This is a genomic window from Microcoleus sp. MON2_D5, assembly GCF_036701905.1.
In the GTDB taxonomy this organism is placed as follows: Bacteria; Cyanobacteriota; Cyanobacteriia; order Cyanobacteriales; family Microcoleaceae; genus Microcoleus.
The window spans coordinates 54,290-71,438 of the sequence record NZ_JAUBRM010000035.1; the positions used below are offsets into that span (position 1 = coordinate 54,290).

The window sequence follows — 17,149 nt, forward strand, 5'->3', positions numbered from 1 at the left end:
AAATCGCCCGCTTGCCATCAGGAGTCACGGCGACTGCATTTACCGACTCGCTGTGACCTTCGAGGGTACGCAGCAGTCCGCTGCCAGGGGGAGTGATACAGGGTGTCAAAGGACGCAACCAAGGTACTGCTTTCCACAGCTTTGCTACCTCTAGTATTGCCTGAATCTCTGGTATTTCAAAGTAAAGTAAGCGCCCTAACAATTGCGCGGCTAGTTGGGTCTTATCTCGCTCCAAAATATCTGCTGACATCCACAGTACAGCTCGAATCAAGTTCACCGTTTTCACTTTTTCTGGGTTGTACCCTGGGTGACTTAATGCTTCTGAATCGTCAACCAAATTGAAGTCATCAATAAGTACCTGCACCCCAAAATCAGGATGCTGAAGTTTGGTTATCATAAAATTAAAATCAGTCAGTATTTGATAATATTTTTCTAGATTTCCATAGTTGACATAATTGAGTGGCAAGCCCAGATAAGCACTTTGACAGTAAAGTTTTTCGCCCGCAAACTTATCAGCAAATTCTCTCATCTCACGCCATCCTCTTTTCTAAATACTCAGCAATCCTTTGATTTACTTCCTTAAATATCTTCCGCTTTGAATCCATCTCCCGTTTGGCTTTCAGAAAGTCAAAGAAACTAGCATGATAGATCGTGTAGCAGGTGTCTCCGTCTACATTCTGCTTTTTCAAATACTCCACCCACTCATCTAAAACTGCTTTCACATCACATTCATCCACATCGGCAATTCCAGCAATCATCTCGCAGGGAATCGCAGTTTTGATTTCTAGTAAAATATACAAGACAATCTCCATCAATTGCCCAGGGTTAGCTTCCAACCCCATCCGCACCCAATGATTTTGATAATACTCTTGCAGCCCGTATGGCAATTGCGTTAAACTCCAGTCATTGTAATCGCCATTAGCAATTGCTGGCAAAACATAGCGCAAATACATAAAATTTTTTTCGCTCTTGTTGGCCAATTGTTCGACAAAACTTGCATCAAGAATGCCCCGCTCTTGAATCCAGTTTCTCAGTCCCTCCTTATAGTCAGAATCGGCATTTATAACAAAAATAATATACTCTTTGATATCATCTTGATTAAAATTGACATACTGGTCATCTCTCAAATCTAATTCTTTGACCGGAACTCCCGGAGATACAGACAGTCGCTTTTTACCGAGGTGATAAGGTCGCCTAGTCAGCAGGAAATAAACGTTATCTGGCAGAGTTGTCGGTAAATGTAAAAGATTTTCTCCCGGTTCTTGTTCGACTTCATCCAGTGCATCAACTGCAATTACCAAACGTTCGCCAGCAGTGAGTTTTCCCGCCACCTTTGCCAGTAACGTCGGTAAATCTGCATCTGCTGAATTTGGCAATTGATAGCGGTCAATTAATTGCTGGCGAATGCTCTTCAAAAACAATTCTGGTCTGTTGCGGCGTTCGACGAGAATATTGAAATAGCAGGGAGATTTATGTTCGGAGACGTATTTGGCAACGATCGAACTTTTGCCCATTCCCGCATCCCCGATGATTGTAAAATAACCGTGAGGATTTTCCTTGATAAAGTCCTGAAAAGCCTTAAAAACAAATCGTCGGCCGCAAAAGATTTTAATTTTTTCTGCTATAAGTGATTCAAACTCTGGCGGCAGCGAATTTTTGGCATACCAATTTTTTGGATCGACTATATCTGTCGGTTCTATTCCTAATGCTTTAGCAATATTAGTTACTGCCTCTCTTCCCACGCCATTGGGGCATTTTTTTGTACCAAGTAAGCGCTTAATTGTGTCCTCGCAAACATTAGCTTTTCTCCCTAGTTCTGCTATCGTTAGTCCAGCTTCCTGGTATGATTCTCTGAGCTGGCGTTTTCCAGTTTCACTCAATTGAACTGTATCGGATTGGCGCATAGTAATTTGTTAGGTATGGTTGTTAGTTTGTCAGTTAATTCGATAATTCGATGATCCGACAGTCCGACAGGGGTTGAAACCCCTGTCTCATAGCGAAAGTCGTCTCAAGACGACTATAAATTAGTATTTTAGTCGGTTGCAACCGACTTCTGCTATTAGCCGGGAAATGAATTTCCTGGCGGATTTCGGGGGAATGAAACAGCATTGGGGCTAGCGGGAGCGAGATTTCATTATTATTCATCCGTAACTCCGCTCGCACTCACATTCTATATTTAAATATTTGTGTCTGTCTAGGGCAGATAGGTTTTAATCTCCTGCCCTATCTGCCCCAAAAATTAGGGCATATCGCAAATTAAAACTCGCCCTATAAGCCCTAGACTCTCGCTGTTTGCTTCGGTAGAGTAATTGTAGAAACAAAAAATTATCCGTATTTAGGAGAGGAAACAGTTATGAATTTTAACTTATTCGGAGACTCGCAACCTGCTGAAGATTATAGCGAAATTAAGAACGAAATCCTGCGAGAATGGTTGCGACAAGTTCGCCAAAGCTACAATCTTGCCCTTTTTGTCACCGCCGCATCCGCAATGGTTACTTTCGGAGGTATCGGACTTCTATTTTGTGACAAAATACCAGAGGCTACTCTCACTGCTTCGGGCGGATTGTTGACAAGTTTGGGCAGCGTTGAGTTTGCCAAGCAAAAGAAGAAGGAATTGCAGCAGATGATGGATGATTTGGAAGACTAACATTGAGTTTTAGCTCCCCCACTTCTTTCCTCGTCCCCCGGCTCTGGCTCCTGTGAAGCGCACACAAGCAGCGAGGCAGAGCCTCTAGATAGTGGTTCCCAGGCAGAGCCTGGAAACCAGCTAAAAGTCCTTACTACGAACTTTTGTTCTTAGCCGCCCCAAACCTTCTTCAAAACATCTTGAGGAGAGATGTCTGCCATTTTGCCAGTAGGAGATTTAATGCCCAAAAATCGATCGCTCTTTGGCAACAATTTCGCCGGTTCAGTCGGGCCAAACAAAGCTATTGTATAAGTTTGAACCGCCACAGCTAAGTGCATCGGCGCACTGTCAGTACATATCATCAAATTAGCAGCAGCAATAGTGGCAGCCAACTTGCCGACATCATCCGGCGAGATAACTTTTACATTTGGACATGACTCGACTAACTTTTTCACGAAGTCTGCATCTTCGGGGCCTTTCACAACAACAACAGGCAAATTCGGCTGCCGCTGCTGACAATCTTCAATTATTTGCTTCCAGTTGTCTGTAGGGTAAATTTTGTCAATACCTTTAGACACAGCTAATTGACTCGAACCGCCGTGAATTAGAATGTAACCGCTTTCTTTTACGCCCAACCGCTGCTGTTCGGCTTCCGCCCACTGAATGTCCTGTTTTGGTACATTAATTGCGATCGCCGGACAAGGATTTGTAATGTTAAATCCTTGCAGCAAATCGTGGTACATTGAAGCCGCGTACTGTTCAGTTTTCAGCGGTATCGCAGCGGTGAGAAATCGAGCGCCATTGGTTCCCGAATAGCCAACTCTCTGCGGAATGCCGGTCAGCCACAGCAGCAGCCCTACAGTCCACCGCTGGCCGAGGGAAATAACTGCTTCGTATTCGCGATCGCGAATTACGCCCAGTAAATTGCCCAAATCTGCCATAGCGTTGCGGTCTTTGAAATTGTACGTCAAGACTTCTTTGACGGATTTGCAGACTCGGTAAGCACCCTTTGCCCTCGGTTCCACGATGACATCAATTTGCGCGTCGGGATAAGACTGCTTGAGGTCATCAAGAGTGGGGAAAAATAAAATTTGGTCGCCAATCCCGCCAGGGACAAGTGCTAGTATTCGCATCATAAACGATCGGGCTATTATTGATCGAGGTAGCTCTCAGAGATCGGCTCTCAACTATCAGCTTATAGTATTTCTAGACCTTAAAAGCTACTGGCTGACAGCTAAACAACTGACTCAAAAGTACAGGACGCTCTTATTATATATATCTAGTTGGGTTAAAAACGGTTAGTAAATGCACTTATTAATTCCTGCAGCAGGTTCGGGGCGACGGATGGGGAGTCAGCGGAACAAACTGCTGCTGACTTTGCTGGCAAAACCTTTGCTGAGTTGGACTTTGGCTGCTGCTGAAGCTTCGCAGCACATTAGCTGGATTGGCATCATGGGCCAGCCAGACGATTTTCCTGATTTTAAAGCAATTCTGAGCGATTTATCTTTGGTTAAGCCCGTGGAACTGATTCAAGGTGGCGCCACCAGGCAAGAGTCAGTTTACAACGGTTTGCAGGCTTTGCCCCCCAATGCCGATCGAGTGTTGATTCACGACGGCGCCAGGTGTTTGGCAACTGCTGAATTGTTCGATCGATCTGCCGAGGTTCTCTTGACCTGTCCAGGCTTGATTGTAGCCGTCCCGGTCAAGGATACGATTAAGGTCGTAGATGAGCGTCGGATCGTGCGAGACACCCCAGACAGAAGCAATTTGTGGGCGGCCCAGACTCCCCAAGGATTTGAAGTGAAATTGTTAAAGCAGTGTCACGAAGAAGGGCGACAGAAAGGTTGGGAAGTTACCGACGATGCAGCTTTGTTTGAAAAATGCGGTTTACCAGTGCAAATTGTGGAGGGAGAAGAGACGAATTTGAAAGTCACAACGCCCGTAGATTTAGCACTAGCTGAATTTATTTTGCGGCAAAGAGCCGATAAGATCAAATAGAATTCGTTGACTCATTTTAAGAACGGGCAAGATGCCCGTTCCACAAGCAAGAATTTTGTTAATGGTGGAACCGGCATCTTGCCTGTTCAGTTCCACAAGCAATAATTTGTTAGTTGTGGAAAAGCCATCTTGCCTGTTATTAAAAAAGCCTAATATTTGCGTTGTTTTGCACAGCCTGGGAACCAGTTACGAAGGATTAATTGCAAACTCGCCCTCACTATCAACCTCTGCCGCACTTGTAACTACATCCAAAAACGCAAACACGGCCGGGACTAACAGGGCATCCCTCAAAACAGCGACCCCAATTACCCTTTCAAAAGCAACAGGCAAACTACAAACTTTCACCGAAGGTGGTATCGGTTCAGCAGCCAAACGCGGCAGAATTGCTGCACCCAAACCTTGCATCACCATGCTGACAATAGTTGAATCTTCGCTGAGCTCGTAACCGATATTTAAGGGCAACCCCGAAGTAATCAAATATTTGCGAAGCGGTATAGAACAAGCATTTTCTGCCGGCTGCAAAATCAGCGGATAATTTGCTAATTCTTTCCAGGTAATCTTATCACTGGACAATTTGGCAGTTGGCGGCAGCAACACAACATATTTATCCCGCAAAATTTCCCTCGTTTCAAATTCATCGGAGATGGGAAGAGAGAGAAAGCCGATGTCTGCTTTGCCCGATCGCAAAGCTTCTTCCACAGCTTGGGTATAATAAACTTCGGTAATGCTGACGGCAATTTTGGGAAAGCAACTGCGAAATTTAGCAATAATACCCGGTAGGATATGAGTTGCGACACTCCGAAAAGTAACTATCCGTACCTGGCCTCCCTGCAAACCTTTTTCTAAATCCGCTTCTTTGACCATCATTTCTAAGGCGCAGGCTATTTGACGCCCGTGACTCACTACCCTTTCCCCGACTGGCGTCAGTTGAGCACCGTGTCGCCCCCGGTGGAACAGTTGCACTCCCAATTCTGTTTCTAAAGAGGCGATGGCGTGGCTGACGGCGGATTGGGACAGTTCCAATTGCAAAGCCGCCTCGCTAAAGTTTTCACAGTCTGCTACAGCTATCAAAGCTTGAATCTGAGAGAGTTTCATCCGCCGCGTATTGATTTCGTTCATAGCGTTTGTGCCAGTAGTACCCAAATTGTCACAAGGGCTTCGATCTATCGATTTTATTCATACAACCTATGCAAGCAATGCTTTGATTGTCAATTGCCCCAGAGTTAAGGTTAATTTATCAGGTAACAGATAGACTTTTACAGGACTTGCACGACAACAATATTGTGCTGTAATTGCGATGAAAATATTGCAGTTAAAAGCTATTATTTGTATTTTTTTTTGTGCAACTTTTGTAGGAGTTCTCACTTTAAGGTGTTGGCTATGTCTACTTACAAAAATCGGATAGACTCCCGAAGAATGAGGTTTTTTTCTAGTGCCGATCGAGCTAAACCATCCGAAAAACCGAAAGGGAAATCTCTTTTTTCAGCTATAAATCAAATTGGGCAGTTTTTGCTCTACCTCATTTCTGGTGATGACGAACTGAGAATTTGGCAGGCGTGCGATCGCTATGGTAACACTTGGTGGCACGGTTGCGATCGGGCGACGGGTCGTTCTACCTGCGTGGCGACGGATGATGAAATGCGCGCTTGGATCGATCGGCGTTATTGCCAATAGTAGTGTGTGGCTTGCGTGGAAATGAAGTGACATACAGTCCTCGATTAGCAATTGCCAATTAGCAATTACCAATTACCAATTACCAATTACCCAGTAGGAGATGCTATGCTTCAAATATCTTCCGAATGTGCAGCGCCCGATCGCATTATTCTGATGGAAAACGAGGTATACAGATTGCCTCAAACTCATCAAGAAATTCAAGTTTTGTCAGGAATTGCTTGGATCACACTTGACCAACAGGACATCATCTTGCGTAGTCATGAAAAAGCATCGCTTGCACCCAGCAAAAACTTTGCTGTCATATCCGCTCTCAACAATATGCCGCTGATTCTGACACTCAGGCAAGACAAAAACCCAGTTAGAACCTAGCGACTGAAAAAAAAATCGGCAGGAACACCCCAAAGAGCTCTATCTTAATAGGTATAACTTGGCTCTTGGAGGACTCGATCGGTGCACAGCCGCTCTTACCACTTCAGCTATATCACAGCTATCAGTATTGTCTTATCGCCCGCACTCAGCTTGCTAGCAATTTCAGACGCTTGGGCTTATCCCCCAACCATCAATGCCAGGCGCGTCCAAGCGAGCGATTCCCTACGCGATAGCTTCGCTTCACTCGCTCAGGCAACTGACCCCAAAACGCAAGCAGACGAACTCTTTGAAACAGGAGTAAAACAGCACCGCGAGGGTTTGTTTCAAGAAGCTATCCAGACTTTTGAGCAAGTTTTGGCAATTCGCAAGCAACTCGGCGACAAACCGGGAATCGGAGAAACCCTCAACAATATGGGGGAAGTTTATGGCGAAATGGGTTTGAGGCCCAAAGCTTTGGAAGTTTTGGGGCAAGCTTTAGTCATTCACCGAGAAATCAGCGAAGGGCCTCGTATCGCGCGCACTCTCAATCTCATCGGTTTCGTCAACCGGATTGGGGACAATTTTTCCGAAGCGATGAAACTGCACCAAGAAGCTTTGGAACTTGCCAAAAGTGCCAACGACCAAATTGAAATTGGAGAATCCCTCCACAACATCGCGGCCGTGTACGCAGAACAGGTCAATTACGCCAAGGCGATCGAATTTTACCAGCAAGCGCGCACGATTCGCACTGTTGAGGGCGATCGCCGCGATTTAGGCCGTACCCTCAATAACATGGGCGGCGTTTACTATAACATCGGCGACTTTAATAGAGCGATGGAATTTTACCACCAAGCTTTAGCAATTCGTCGGGAAATCGGAGACAGGGCTGGCGTCGGTCGCCTCCTCAACAACATGGCACTTACCTCTCGCAAACTCGGCAAAGATACTCAAGCGCTGATCTATTTTCAGCAAGCAATACCGATGTTAGAAGCAATCGGCGACAAGACAAGTATCGGACGCTTGCTCAACAACATGGGCGCAATTCATGAAAGTCTCGGTCAATCTGCTAAAGCTCTCGAATCCTACGAGGGAGCTTTAAAAATTGCTCGTGATGGCGGTGACAAAGCCGGAGAAACTACGGCGATGGAGGGCATTAAACGATTGTCTTCCGGTCAGCTTGTGCCGCAATAATAACAGTTAAGCAGTTCGGCGTCTCGGATGAAAATTGGAAGCGCTCGACTAGGGCGGCGATTTGGCAGTAATCTGTCAGTGGTTGCATCATTGGTTGCCAAAAGTACATAGCTTCAAAAGAGTAAAAAACTTCAGGGGCGCTAGAATTTGATTAAGATCACGATCGAAAGATAGAAACAGTTTCTGTAGCATTTCGTCGGCCCGATCGGCCACCAAACCATTAATCTAAGTTATGTATATCCGTACCGAAAAGCCAGAAGATTTAGAAGCTGTTCGCCAAGTTAATATTGCGGCATTCGGGCGAGAAAATGAGGCCAACTTAGTCGATAGATTGCGGGGAATTGCATCTACATTTTCCTTCGTTGCCTTACCATCCGATCGCATTGTCGGACACATTTTCTTCAGTCCGGTTGTCGTCGAAGGAAAATGTTCTAGCAATTTGTCGATTCTGGGGTTGGCACCAGTCGCAGTTATTCCCGAATATCAGCGCCAAGGTATAGGAACGCTGCTGATCCAGCACGGTTTAGAAGAGTGCAGGCGATCGGGATTTCACGCAGTGGTTGTGCTTGGTCATCCAGATTTCTATTCGCGTTTTGGCTTCATTCCTGCTAGCAGAAAGAGCTTGAAATGTGAATATGATGTGCCCGAGGAAGCTTTTATGGTTTTGGAGTTAGAAAGTGGAGCTTTGCAGGATTGCAGCGGAACGGTGAAGTATCGCTCGGAGTTTAGTCTATGCGAGTGATATTAATTCCGCCCTTCATGGGAATTATTCATCTCTCTGCGATTTCCCTCTGCGTTCTTTGCGTTCTCTGCGGTTAAATCATTCCGATGCAACCGGAACCGATCTGACGAAGTGGCGGTTTTGATTGTGATGTATCGTAAAAAATTATAAAAATAACATTTAGTAGTCACAGTGGAAAGCAGTTGTGCTGTACTTGCCTTTGTGAACCATAAAACCTGTACAACTATTGCCCAGCAAAGTTATTTAAACGCCCCCTTTTCCTTTCTCCCCTTTTGCACTGTGCAAAGCAAAAATCGGAGTTTGAGCAGATTTCCCCTTCAGAGCAACAGATCCCAAAGCCTCGCAAATGAAGTTTAGCTCGATCGACTCACACACCCTTTCACCAATCAAAATTTGGTTTTCCCCCGCCTTGCTCATCAACCGAGCCGCCGTATTCACCGTATCGCCGAGGATATTAAACTCCCTGCGCCCTCGCGGTTCCCCAACCTCAGCAGCAAACACCGGCCCCCGGGACAGCCCAATTTGACAGCTTACTTTTACTTCTTCACCCGCGATAATTACCAGAGGCAAACCTGCAATGATATCTCGGATCGCAATCGCCGCACTAGCCGCCCGGCTGGCGTCATCCGTGTGAGCGTCGGGCACACCAAAATAAATCAGCATATCCGAACCGTCTAAGTGCGCCGTTACTTTTTGCAACACGCCACCTTTAGCTGACACTACAGCATCGATCGACGCAAACACCCGAGAATAACCCACTACGAGATTGACTTCTTCCTCCGCCGAAGCTTTCTCCACAGACTCCGGTAAACCGATCAAGTTGACAAACATCACCGTCGGTTCAGGAAAATCCGGCGGTATTTTGCGCCGATCGGCATTTTCAACCAGCAGTCTCAGGATCGTTTTGGGAATATAACTAGCAAGGGGTTCAAGCCGATTCACAGCTTCCCCGATTTCTTTTACCAAACCCGAAACGCTGCGATCGAGCAATACCGAACTCGGCATCCGCCGCCCAGTCAAAGTGATATCATACTCTCCGAGTCGATCGTCCGTGAAATCGTCCGCCACCAAAAAATAACCCTGTTTCCCGGGTTCAAAGCGAAATTGCTCTCCCAAAGACTCTCTAGCAGTTTCAGTCACACATACCCGCCCCACACTCCCAGAACCCTCAGTTTGCTTGGCTTGCTGAACTGAATGTCCCAGCAGTACGTGAGCCATCCGCTGCGGGGTACCGATGTCAGCACTAATGTAGCGACCGCAGTGGATGCCCACTCGCATCTTCAAAGACAAAACACCCCGCGCCGTTTCAATATTCGCAAATTCCGCCATCGCCCGCTGCATCCGCAAACCAGCCCGCACCGCCCTGGCTGTATCCTCTTGGTGAATTCCTGACAGAAACTGCACCAGCATCGCATCTCCGGTAAACTCCAGCAAATCCCCGCCCGATTTGCTGACAATTTCAATCATTGAGGCAAAATAGTCGTTAATTACGCCCAGCAACGTTTCAGCTCCCTTGCGCCCTTGGGCCGCGTTCGCTTCCAACAGCGACGTAAACCCTTCCAAATCGGTGAACAGCAAGGTGCCTGTTTGCCACTGGTAGCGCACCTCGCCCGGGTTGGGCGGAAATTCGGACACGGGCCGGGGCACGTAGTCGTGGAGGATGTAGCGCAGAGTTCGCAGGTGATCGAAAACTCCCATTAGCGTTGCGGGGGACGGATCTACCCACGCAGCAGCGTACAGTTGAGCGGAAAGGAGCGATCGCAGCCGCAGTTCGAGCGCAGCTAAGGGAGGATTGTAGGTTAATCTATTAATAATTTCCACCTAGTCTATTCTTAAAAAATAAGGTAAGTTCGATCGCTCTAGAGGCAACACCAATAGCTCGACTTAATACCATTATGATAAGTTTCCAGTGAACCCATACCAACCCAACCCAGAACCCACGATAGAAACTTCCAAAAGTCACAGTTTGCTAGCTCCCGATTTGATCCGAGCTGCTCGCTCGGCCTATGGTATGTATCTAAAAGTGCATTCCGACCAGATGCAGCGTCCGGCCGGTGTAGTTGTCAGTCAAGGAAGCGATCGAGGCCAGGTAATTTTTGCTTCGCAGCCCGTTTTGTTGCCCGGTGAACGTTTTGTTACTTTTGACGAAATTGAATCTCAAATGTATTAATTGGTAATTGGGCATTGGGCATTGGGCATTGGGCATTGGGCATTGGGCATTGCGAGTTGGAAATTGACAACTAATATTTATGTTTGCTCGAACGATTGTCAAAAAATAGGTTTGTAGTGAGGGCTTTAGTCCTCAGAATTTGACTCTTGACTAAAGTCCCTACTACAAACCTTATGGGTAATTGACCGAACACAATCTAACAATTAATAAATAACCACAGTCAACAGACAACAGACAACAGTCAACTTTCAACAGACAACAGACAAATTAATGGAAATTATCTTTAATTGCCTTGTCACGGCGATCGTCTTTATTTTTGGCTCGGCTATTGGCAGTTTTCTAAATGTGGTAGTCTATCGGTTGCCTGCGGGTTTGTCGGTGATCCACCCTCCTTCTCGCTGTCCCAAATGTTTAAATCAACTCAGAAATTACGAAAATATACCTGTTTTCGGTTGGCTGTGGCTGCGGGGACGCTGCAATCACTGCCGCAGTCGGATTTCTGCCCGCTATCCGCTGGTGGAAGCAGCTACGGGTTTGCTGTTTTTGTTAATCTTCTGGCGGTTTGGCGTAACAGTGCAAACTCTTGGTTTTTGGGCTTTGTTTAGCTGGCTGTTGGCTTTGTCTTTGATTGATTGCGATACAATGACTTTGCCTAATTCTTTAACTCGATCGGGTTTGGTGGTCGGATTGGTTTTCCAAATGGCGAAAGGTTGGTGGCCGACATTTAGTTCGATCGACTCGGTACACTATCTGGTACTCGACGGGATCGCGGGAGCAGTTGTCGGGTTGTGGCTGTTTGACGCGATTGGACTCGCCGGGACGATCGGACTGGGGCAGAATGCTATGGGCGCCGGAGATACCAAATTGGCCGCCTTGATGGGAGCTTGGCTGGGCTGGAAATACTTGCTGCTAGCGGGATTCATCGCCTGTTTAGCTGGGGCTTTTGCCGGTGGCGGGGCGATCGCCCTCGGCTTGCTCGATCGGCGTCAACCGATGCCTTTCGGCCCGTTTCTGGCTCTCGGTGCAGCAATTACTGCTCTGTGGGGGGAAGCGATCTTATCTACTTACTTGGAGTTGTTTTTCCCGAATTTTAGTTTCTGATCGGCAGGTAGTCAGGCGCGAGCGAACATAATATTGTCTCAAAAATTGGTAAAATTGTTCCGTGTCTTGGATTACACTTACAACTACTAGCTTTCGTTGGGAAGCGGAATTAATGCAGCAGCTCCTAGCTGCTCATGAAATCCCGGCCCGGATTGTAGACTTGGGCATAGCATCTTATTTGGGGGCTGGAAGTGCTACAGCCCTGCAAGTTCTTCCAGAACACCAGCGAACAGCATCGCTCCTCATCAGTCCAGTTGAAGATGAGCCCGAATCTGGTGATTAGTCATTAGTCATTAGCCATTAGTCACTGAACAACTAACAATTGACAACTAGCAACTAACAACTAACAATTACTAATTACCAATTACCAATTACCAATTACCAATTACCAAGTTTTAATGTCTCTATTTGATTGGTTTGCAAATCGACGAAAATCAGTACCGAACTCCCAAGAACGGCCGGAACGAGAAATTGCGGACGGACTTTGGAATAAATGCGAAGCTTGCGGTGCCCTCAGTTATACCAAAGACCTGCGAGCAAATCAAATGGTTTGCTTGGAATGCGGGCATCATATCAGAGTTTACAGTGACGATCGCATCGAGCAGTTGATCGATCCCAATACCTGGGTACCCCTTAACGAAGGACTGCACGCCACCGATCCCCTGAAATTTCGCGATCGAAAAAAATATAGCGATCGACTCCGAGAATTTCAAGAAAAAACAGGCCACCTAGACGCCGTAGAAACAGGCATCGGCAAACTAGAAAATTTGCCAGTCGCCCTCGGAGTCATGGAATTTCAGTTCATCGGCGGCAGCATGGGCTCAGTTGTCGGAGAAAAGCTAACTCGCCTCATCGAACACGCCACGCGGGAACGCTTGTCCGTGATCATTGTCTGCGCTTCCGGTGGTGCAAGAATGCAAGAAGGAATGCTCAGCTTGATGCAAATGGCTAAAATTTCCGGGGCTCTGGAACGCCACCGGGAAGCGAGACTGCTTTACATCCCGATTTTGACCCACCCGACCACCGGCGGCGTCACCGCCAGTTTTGCCATGCTGGGAGACATTATAATTGCAGAGCCAAAAGCTACTGTGGCCTTTACGGGCGGCCGGGTAATCGAGCAAACTCTGCGCGAAAAGCTGCCGGAAAATTATCAAACTTCCGAATACTCCTTCGCGCACGGTTTTGTAGACTTGATTGTACCCCGAACTCAATTAAAGAAAACTCTCGGTCAACTCATCAGCCTCCACCAGCCCCAGCCTTTCTTGGCCGGCTCGGAATTCCCCGCCCTAGAAGCCAGCGATAACCACGCTTTGCCCACGCAGACTCACGCTTTCAAACTTTCTCCCTAAGCTGCTGCGCCGGATGATTGTCTGTTGGTGAGTCCGGGGCACAGAGGGAAATTGCTAAGGAATGGCGAAAAACCCGGCTTCTACCAACAATATTGAGTTTGGTAACGAGACGTTCACGCAGACACCGGGTTTTGAGCCCCATCCGCGCAAGTCCTATTGGTAATAACGACGCAGCAGTGGGATGATATTGATCGGAAGTTGATTGGCCCTGGAGTTTGGCTGGGCAAAAATGCCTAGTAGCAGTTAGCGGTTAGTTAGCTTGCGATAGATCAAACAAAATCTCAGAACAAACTAACAGAACAAGCTAACAGCGCTTTCTAAAATTGTCCGGCTTTCAGTTAATAGCCGTCAACTCAATTTTGACCTGTCAGCGACCTAAAAATTATGGGTTTTGCAGACCTGTCCATCGCAGAAATAGCAGAGGACTTCAACGTCCCTGTTGAAGACGTGATCCGCTTGTGCGATGAGTTGGAAATTGCCTACAAGCACCCTCAAACCCGTTTGGCTTTGGAGGATGTTAAGGCAATTATGTCCACTCTCGAAAAAAGGCGCGATTCAAAACTTCTCGCAGATTAGCTCGCAAAATTCCTCTACCTTTAAAGGTATGGCTGCACAAACTTTCGCCAGTTGTTGCAGAATCAGGGAATTTTGAACAAACATCTGTTTGCCAGGTACGATCTCTTAGCGTTCAATAATTTGCCGGATTTTTTTAAGGAGAACCATGCTTAAAAGATATTTCATTGCTCTGACCGCTGTATTCTTGAGCTTTCAGTTATTTGTCAGCAGTGCGATGGCTGTCGAACTGAGTCCTGAACTTCGCACTGTGACTTTGAATGACAAGGGTGCTCCGGTAGTGCTGAGCCTCAAACAAGTTCAGCAAGGCAAACGCCTGTTTAATTCGGCTTGCGCTCAATGTCACGCTGCCGGCATGACAAAAACTGACCCGAACGTGAATTTGAGCCCGGAAACTCTGGCTTTGGCCAACCCGCCCCGCAATAATATTGAGTCGCTGGTGGACTTTATGAAAAATCCCACCACTTATGACGGGTTTGAGGAAATTTCGGAACTGCATCCGAGCATGAAGAGTGCGGATATTTTTGCTGAGATGAGAAATCTCTCGGATGACGATTTGTACGCGATTGCCGGTCACATTCTGTTGCAGCCGAAAATTGTCTCCAAGCAGTGGGCTGGTGGCAAAGGCGCTCGCTAATCGATTTTAGATTTTAGATTTTAGATTTTGGATTTTGGATTGAGAGAGGGCTGAAGTTCGGCAAGAATTGCTAGCTCGTCGTTTTTCGCTCTAAAATCTGAAATCTAAAATTTACCTCCAGCTCATTGATTATCGCAAAAGGTTGTAGTCCCTCATGCTGCGTCGTGGTGCTTTTGTCTGCTTTCTGTTGGGGATGTTAATTATTTTGCCACTCGTGCTGTTGGCTCCTCAACCTGTTTTGGCTGCTGCCGATTCTTACGTGAATAGGTATTTACAAGCCAGCGAACCTGTGGCTCTGGAGTTGGACTCTGAGGGACATACTCGCTTGTTTTCGGCTCAGGATTTGTCTGCGGGCAAGGTATTGTTCGAGCAAAATTGCCTGAATTGTCACGTCGGAGGAGCTAATTTGCCCGATCCGACGATATCTCTGTCTTTGGCTGACCTCAAAGGGGCAACGCCTCCCCGCAACAACATCAATAGTCTGGTGGCGTATCTGAGAGAACCGATGACTTATGACGGTACTGAGGAGACTTTTTGGTGCCGCCAAGTGCCGGAAAGCTGGATGCCACAGGCTGAGATTGAAAATTTAGCGGCTTTTGTGATCCGGGCTGCTCAGAAAGCTCCGGGCTGGGGCGTGGAGAATTTTGAGAGTTGAACTGCCACTGCCAAAAAGTGGTAAATTACTCGGAAGAAGGCGATACGAATGCGCGATCGCGCCTGTTTTAACAGGTAAAATATCTAAAGAATCACCCTTTGCGTGTCCATTAGAGGAGAACTGCGTTGAAAAGACTCTTATCGATCGCCCTATTAGCGTTCGCAATTTTTACCGTCGGCTTTGGCCGCCCTGCTTTGGCAGGAGATGCCGCTAACGGAGCTAAAATCTTTAGCTCGAACTGTGCTGCTTGTCACATCGGTGGCGGCAACGTGGTTATGGCCATGAAAACCTTGAAAAAGGAAGCTCTTGAGAAGTACGGTATGAATTCTCTCGAAGCTATTACCACTCAGGTAACTAAGGGCAAAAATGCTATGCCTGCTTTCGGCGCCAAGTTGAAGCCCCAACAAATCGAGGATGTAGCAACCTACGTGCTCCAACAATCTGAGAAAGACTGGAAAGGCTAAACTGCCTCTTTGAAGTCGGGCAGCCTGGGCGGGTTTGATTTAATTTAAAACTTGTCCTCCCGATCGCACCCTCTCTCACCCTTTGGCGAATAAATATCGGTTTGCAGCGATCTTAACCTATTTGGGAAAGCGCGCCAGAAATCTGATTTTTATGGGCTCAAGGGTGAGGGAGGGTAATTTTATTTTAGATTTTAGATTGAAGATTGAAGATTTTAGATTGAAGATTTTAGATTGCTAAATGCTGACTTTGTATAAACTGTCAAGCACCTTATATTAAGATTTATGTATAAAAGCGGGTCATAAATTGGGGTTGTGTGCTAGGATATAAACCCTTTACTAGCAAAGCCTTGAAATCCAAATTAAAGTCGATCGGGGATCTGGAATCTACACCTGCCATGAACGTAAAAACATCAGCAAAAGTTAAAACTCAAGTTAAAACTCTCGGAGACGCTGCATCTGGGGCGATTGAGAAATATTTCCACAAAAGTGTAGCGCACGAGGCTGAAGTTATCAAAGACAAAGACGCGGAAGAACTTCATCAAATGCGCGTGGGATTGAGACGTTTGCGATCGGCTGTGACTGGTTTTGCTCCGGTTTTAGACTTGCCAAAAGAGGCTTCGGAAGGCAAAATTGGTAAGGTGGGGCGGATTCTGGGAACGCTCAGGGATTTGGATGTGATGCTCGAAAGTCTCCAAAACCGCTATTACCCGAATTTGCCGGCCCACGAACAGGAAGTTTTAGATAAAGCTTTGTTGAATTTGCTCAAACAGCGCCACCGGGCTTTGAAAGGGGTGAGGGCGATGTTAGAGCACAAAAGCTACGAATCGCTGAAGCAGTCGATCGAGGATTGGCTGGAAAAACCCAAGTTTCAGGCGATCGAACATTTGCCAATTGCTGAGGTTTTGCCAGATTTACTGTTACCTCAAGTCAGTGAGTTTTTCCTGCATCCGGCTTGGCTGTTGGGTACGGAATATGAGGATGGCAAAGTTAAAGTTGCTGATGATTTGAATGCTGAGGCTGTCGAAGAGAAGTTAGCAGCCGAGGGAACTATTCTGCACGATTTGCGGAAGCAAGCTAAGCGAGTTCGCTATTTGATGAATCTGTTTGGGGATTTTTACAGCGAGACTTACGAAGTTTATGTCGAAGATGTAAAAGCTATTCAGGAATGTTTGGGCGATATTCAAGACAGTGAAGTTTTAGGCGAGTTTCTGACAGAGTTTGTCGATCGCGATCTGAAAAAAGAGTTGCCGAAGTTGGCTGGTTTGTTGGCCGAAAATCGCTATGCAGCTTGGCAAAAATGGCAGATTTTGCAGCGCCGGTATTTGAGTTCGGAAATTCGGCAAGGTTTTCGATCTGCTTTAATTCATCCTGTGGTTGAAGATGCTGCCAGGGAAGATTCGTCGCAGTAATTAATTTTAGTTGGTTTGCAGTTAAACTTGGGCTGGCTTTGGGGGCAACTGCAAGCAACACAGAAGTAGCTCGTTCTAATTAAACGTAAGACGCTCTAAATTAGCGTCTCGCTACCTCCTGCTCTTAAAATTTTGGGCGTTGCATAATTAGAGTATGAATAGAGGGAATCACCATGCCATGTCCTGAGTGCAAATCAACCCATATCCGTAAA

General features: G+C 46.6%; 19 protein-coding genes and 1 pseudogene. 15 read left to right on the forward strand and 5 right to left on the reverse strand.

What is annotated here, in order from left to right:
* Both QUA47_RS14760 and QUA47_RS14765 read right to left on the reverse strand, forming a co-directional pair.
* Positions 1-529: pseudogene (locus QUA47_RS14760) on the reverse strand (hypothetical protein); the annotation flags it as partial.
* 1 nt (position 530) lies between these two features.
* On the reverse strand, positions 531-1,904 hold the full coding sequence (locus QUA47_RS14765) for a transcriptional regulator (RefSeq protein ID WP_333288062.1): 1,374 nt from the start codon (positions 1,902-1,904) through the stop codon (positions 531-533).
* Between the two features lie 449 nt (positions 1,905-2,353).
* Between QUA47_RS14765 and QUA47_RS14770 the strand changes: the two genes are divergently transcribed.
* Positions 2,354-2,647 (forward strand): TRADD-N-associated membrane domain-containing protein, encoded by a 294-nt coding sequence (locus QUA47_RS14770; RefSeq protein WP_333288064.1) that lies wholly within the window; start codon positions 2,354-2,356, stop codon positions 2,645-2,647.
* Between the two features lie 149 nt (positions 2,648-2,796).
* Here the strand turns inward: QUA47_RS14770 and QUA47_RS14775 are convergent, their stop codons facing one another.
* Entirely contained in the window at positions 2,797-3,759 is a 963-nt protein-coding gene (locus QUA47_RS14775; RefSeq protein WP_333288094.1) for a glycosyltransferase family 9 protein, read from the reverse strand.
* Positions 3,760-3,931: 172 nt separating this feature from the next.
* Here QUA47_RS14775 and ispD point away from each other — a divergent pair, with 172 nt between their 5' ends.
* Positions 3,932-4,624 carry a 2-C-methyl-D-erythritol 4-phosphate cytidylyltransferase gene (gene ispD, locus QUA47_RS14780; protein ID WP_333431280.1) on the forward strand — a complete coding sequence of 231 codons (693 nt, stop codon included), beginning with the start codon at positions 3,932-3,934 and terminating at the stop codon, positions 4,622-4,624.
* Between the two features lie 186 nt (positions 4,625-4,810).
* Here ispD and QUA47_RS14785 read toward each other — a convergent pair whose 3' ends face one another.
* The gene (locus tag QUA47_RS14785) at positions 4,811-5,743 is read right to left on the reverse strand and encodes a LysR family transcriptional regulator (protein WP_333431281.1); all 933 of its coding nucleotides are present in this window, start codon (positions 5,741-5,743) and stop codon (positions 4,811-4,813) included.
* Positions 5,744-6,004: 261 nt separating this feature from the next.
* Between QUA47_RS14785 and QUA47_RS14790 the strand changes: the two genes are divergently transcribed.
* The 4 genes from QUA47_RS14790 to QUA47_RS14805 all read left to right on the forward strand — a co-directional run bounded on the left by QUA47_RS14790 (position 6,005) and on the right by QUA47_RS14805 (position 8,579).
* A complete protein-coding gene (locus tag QUA47_RS14790; protein ID WP_333431282.1) occupies positions 6,005-6,298 on the forward strand; it encodes a hypothetical protein in 294 nt (97 codons plus the stop codon).
* Positions 6,299-6,403: 105 nt separating this feature from the next.
* Positions 6,404-6,667: a hypothetical protein gene (locus QUA47_RS14795; RefSeq protein ID WP_333431283.1), complete on the forward strand. Its 264-nt coding sequence runs from the start codon at positions 6,404-6,406 to the stop codon at positions 6,665-6,667.
* Between the two features lie 81 nt (positions 6,668-6,748).
* Positions 6,749-7,837: a tetratricopeptide repeat protein gene (locus tag QUA47_RS14800; protein ID WP_333431284.1), complete on the forward strand. Its 1,089-nt coding sequence runs from the start codon at positions 6,749-6,751 to the stop codon at positions 7,835-7,837.
* 232 nt (positions 7,838-8,069) lie between these two features.
* Complete coding sequence (locus tag QUA47_RS14805; RefSeq protein WP_333431285.1) at positions 8,070-8,579, forward strand: N-acetyltransferase; 510 nt, start codon at positions 8,070-8,072, stop codon at positions 8,577-8,579.
* Positions 8,580-8,822: 243 nt separating this feature from the next.
* Here QUA47_RS14805 and QUA47_RS14810 read toward each other — a convergent pair whose 3' ends face one another.
* Positions 8,823-10,400 carry an adenylate/guanylate cyclase domain-containing protein gene (locus tag QUA47_RS14810; RefSeq protein WP_333431286.1) on the reverse strand — a complete coding sequence of 526 codons (1,578 nt, stop codon included), beginning with the start codon at positions 10,398-10,400 and terminating at the stop codon, positions 8,823-8,825.
* Positions 10,401-10,488: 88 nt separating this feature from the next.
* Between QUA47_RS14810 and QUA47_RS14815 the strand changes: the two genes are divergently transcribed.
* From QUA47_RS14815 to QUA47_RS14855, 9 genes are all read left to right on the forward strand, one after another.
* Positions 10,489-10,749: a hypothetical protein gene (locus QUA47_RS14815; RefSeq protein WP_333431287.1), complete on the forward strand. Its 261-nt coding sequence runs from the start codon at positions 10,489-10,491 to the stop codon at positions 10,747-10,749.
* 270 nt (positions 10,750-11,019) lie between these two features.
* A complete protein-coding gene (locus tag QUA47_RS14820) occupies positions 11,020-11,850 on the forward strand; it encodes a prepilin peptidase (protein ID WP_333431288.1) in 831 nt (276 codons plus the stop codon).
* A 61-nt stretch (positions 11,851-11,911) separates the two neighbouring features.
* Positions 11,912-12,133: a hypothetical protein gene (locus tag QUA47_RS14825; protein WP_006633441.1), complete on the forward strand. Its 222-nt coding sequence runs from the start codon at positions 11,912-11,914 to the stop codon at positions 12,131-12,133.
* 115 nt (positions 12,134-12,248) lie between these two features.
* On the forward strand, positions 12,249-13,199 hold the full coding sequence (accD, locus tag QUA47_RS14830) for an acetyl-CoA carboxylase, carboxyltransferase subunit beta (protein WP_333431289.1): 951 nt from the start codon (positions 12,249-12,251) through the stop codon (positions 13,197-13,199).
* 384 nt (positions 13,200-13,583) lie between these two features.
* Positions 13,584-13,775, forward strand: a complete 192-nt coding sequence (locus QUA47_RS14835; protein WP_006633443.1) for a hypothetical protein — start codon at positions 13,584-13,586, stop codon at positions 13,773-13,775.
* 145 nt (positions 13,776-13,920) lie between these two features.
* The gene (psbV, locus tag QUA47_RS14840; protein WP_333035576.1) at positions 13,921-14,409 is read left to right on the forward strand and encodes a photosystem II cytochrome c-550; all 489 of its coding nucleotides are present in this window, start codon (positions 13,921-13,923) and stop codon (positions 14,407-14,409) included.
* Between the two features lie 154 nt (positions 14,410-14,563).
* Positions 14,564-15,064, forward strand: a complete 501-nt coding sequence (gene psbV2, locus QUA47_RS14845; protein WP_190663568.1) for a photosystem II cytochrome PsbV2 — start codon at positions 14,564-14,566, stop codon at positions 15,062-15,064.
* A gap of 125 nt (positions 15,065-15,189) precedes the next feature.
* Entirely contained in the window at positions 15,190-15,528 is a 339-nt protein-coding gene (gene petJ, locus QUA47_RS14850) for a cytochrome c6 PetJ (protein WP_333215231.1), read from the forward strand.
* Between the two features lie 395 nt (positions 15,529-15,923).
* Entirely contained in the window at positions 15,924-16,937 is a 1,014-nt protein-coding gene (locus tag QUA47_RS14855; RefSeq protein ID WP_333431290.1) for a CHAD domain-containing protein, read from the forward strand.
* Positions 16,938-17,149: the final 212 nt, after the last annotated feature.

Bases quoted from the DNA above. Each gene is read 5' to 3' on its own strand.
- QUA47_RS14765 (WP_333288062.1), bottom strand. From the start codon at position 1,904: ATGCGCCAATCCGATACAGTTCAATTGAGTGAAACTGGAAAACGCCAG.
- QUA47_RS14770 (WP_333288064.1), top strand. From the start codon at position 2,354: ATGAATTTTAACTTATTCGGAGACTCGCAACCTGCTGAAGATTATAGC.
- QUA47_RS14775 (WP_333288094.1), bottom strand. From the start codon at position 3,759: ATGCGAATACTAGCACTTGTCCCTGGCGGGATTGGCGACCAAATTTTA.
- ispD (WP_333431280.1), top strand. From the start codon at position 3,932: ATGCACTTATTAATTCCTGCAGCAGGTTCGGGGCGACGGATGGGGAGT.
- QUA47_RS14785 (WP_333431281.1), bottom strand. From the start codon at position 5,743: ATGAACGAAATCAATACGCGGCGGATGAAACTCTCTCAGATTCAAGCT.
- QUA47_RS14790 (WP_333431282.1), top strand. From the start codon at position 6,005: ATGTCTACTTACAAAAATCGGATAGACTCCCGAAGAATGAGGTTTTTT.
- QUA47_RS14795 (WP_333431283.1), top strand. From the start codon at position 6,404: ATGCTTCAAATATCTTCCGAATGTGCAGCGCCCGATCGCATTATTCTG.
- QUA47_RS14805 (WP_333431285.1), top strand. From the start codon at position 8,070: ATGTATATCCGTACCGAAAAGCCAGAAGATTTAGAAGCTGTTCGCCAA.
- QUA47_RS14820 (WP_333431288.1), top strand. From the start codon at position 11,020: ATGGAAATTATCTTTAATTGCCTTGTCACGGCGATCGTCTTTATTTTT.
- accD (WP_333431289.1), top strand. From the start codon at position 12,249: ATGTCTCTATTTGATTGGTTTGCAAATCGACGAAAATCAGTACCGAAC.
- QUA47_RS14835 (WP_006633443.1), top strand. From the start codon at position 13,584: ATGGGTTTTGCAGACCTGTCCATCGCAGAAATAGCAGAGGACTTCAAC.
- psbV (WP_333035576.1), top strand. From the start codon at position 13,921: ATGCTTAAAAGATATTTCATTGCTCTGACCGCTGTATTCTTGAGCTTT.
- psbV2 (WP_190663568.1), top strand. From the start codon at position 14,564: ATGCTGCGTCGTGGTGCTTTTGTCTGCTTTCTGTTGGGGATGTTAATT.
- QUA47_RS14855 (WP_333431290.1), top strand. From the start codon at position 15,924: ATGAACGTAAAAACATCAGCAAAAGTTAAAACTCAAGTTAAAACTCTC.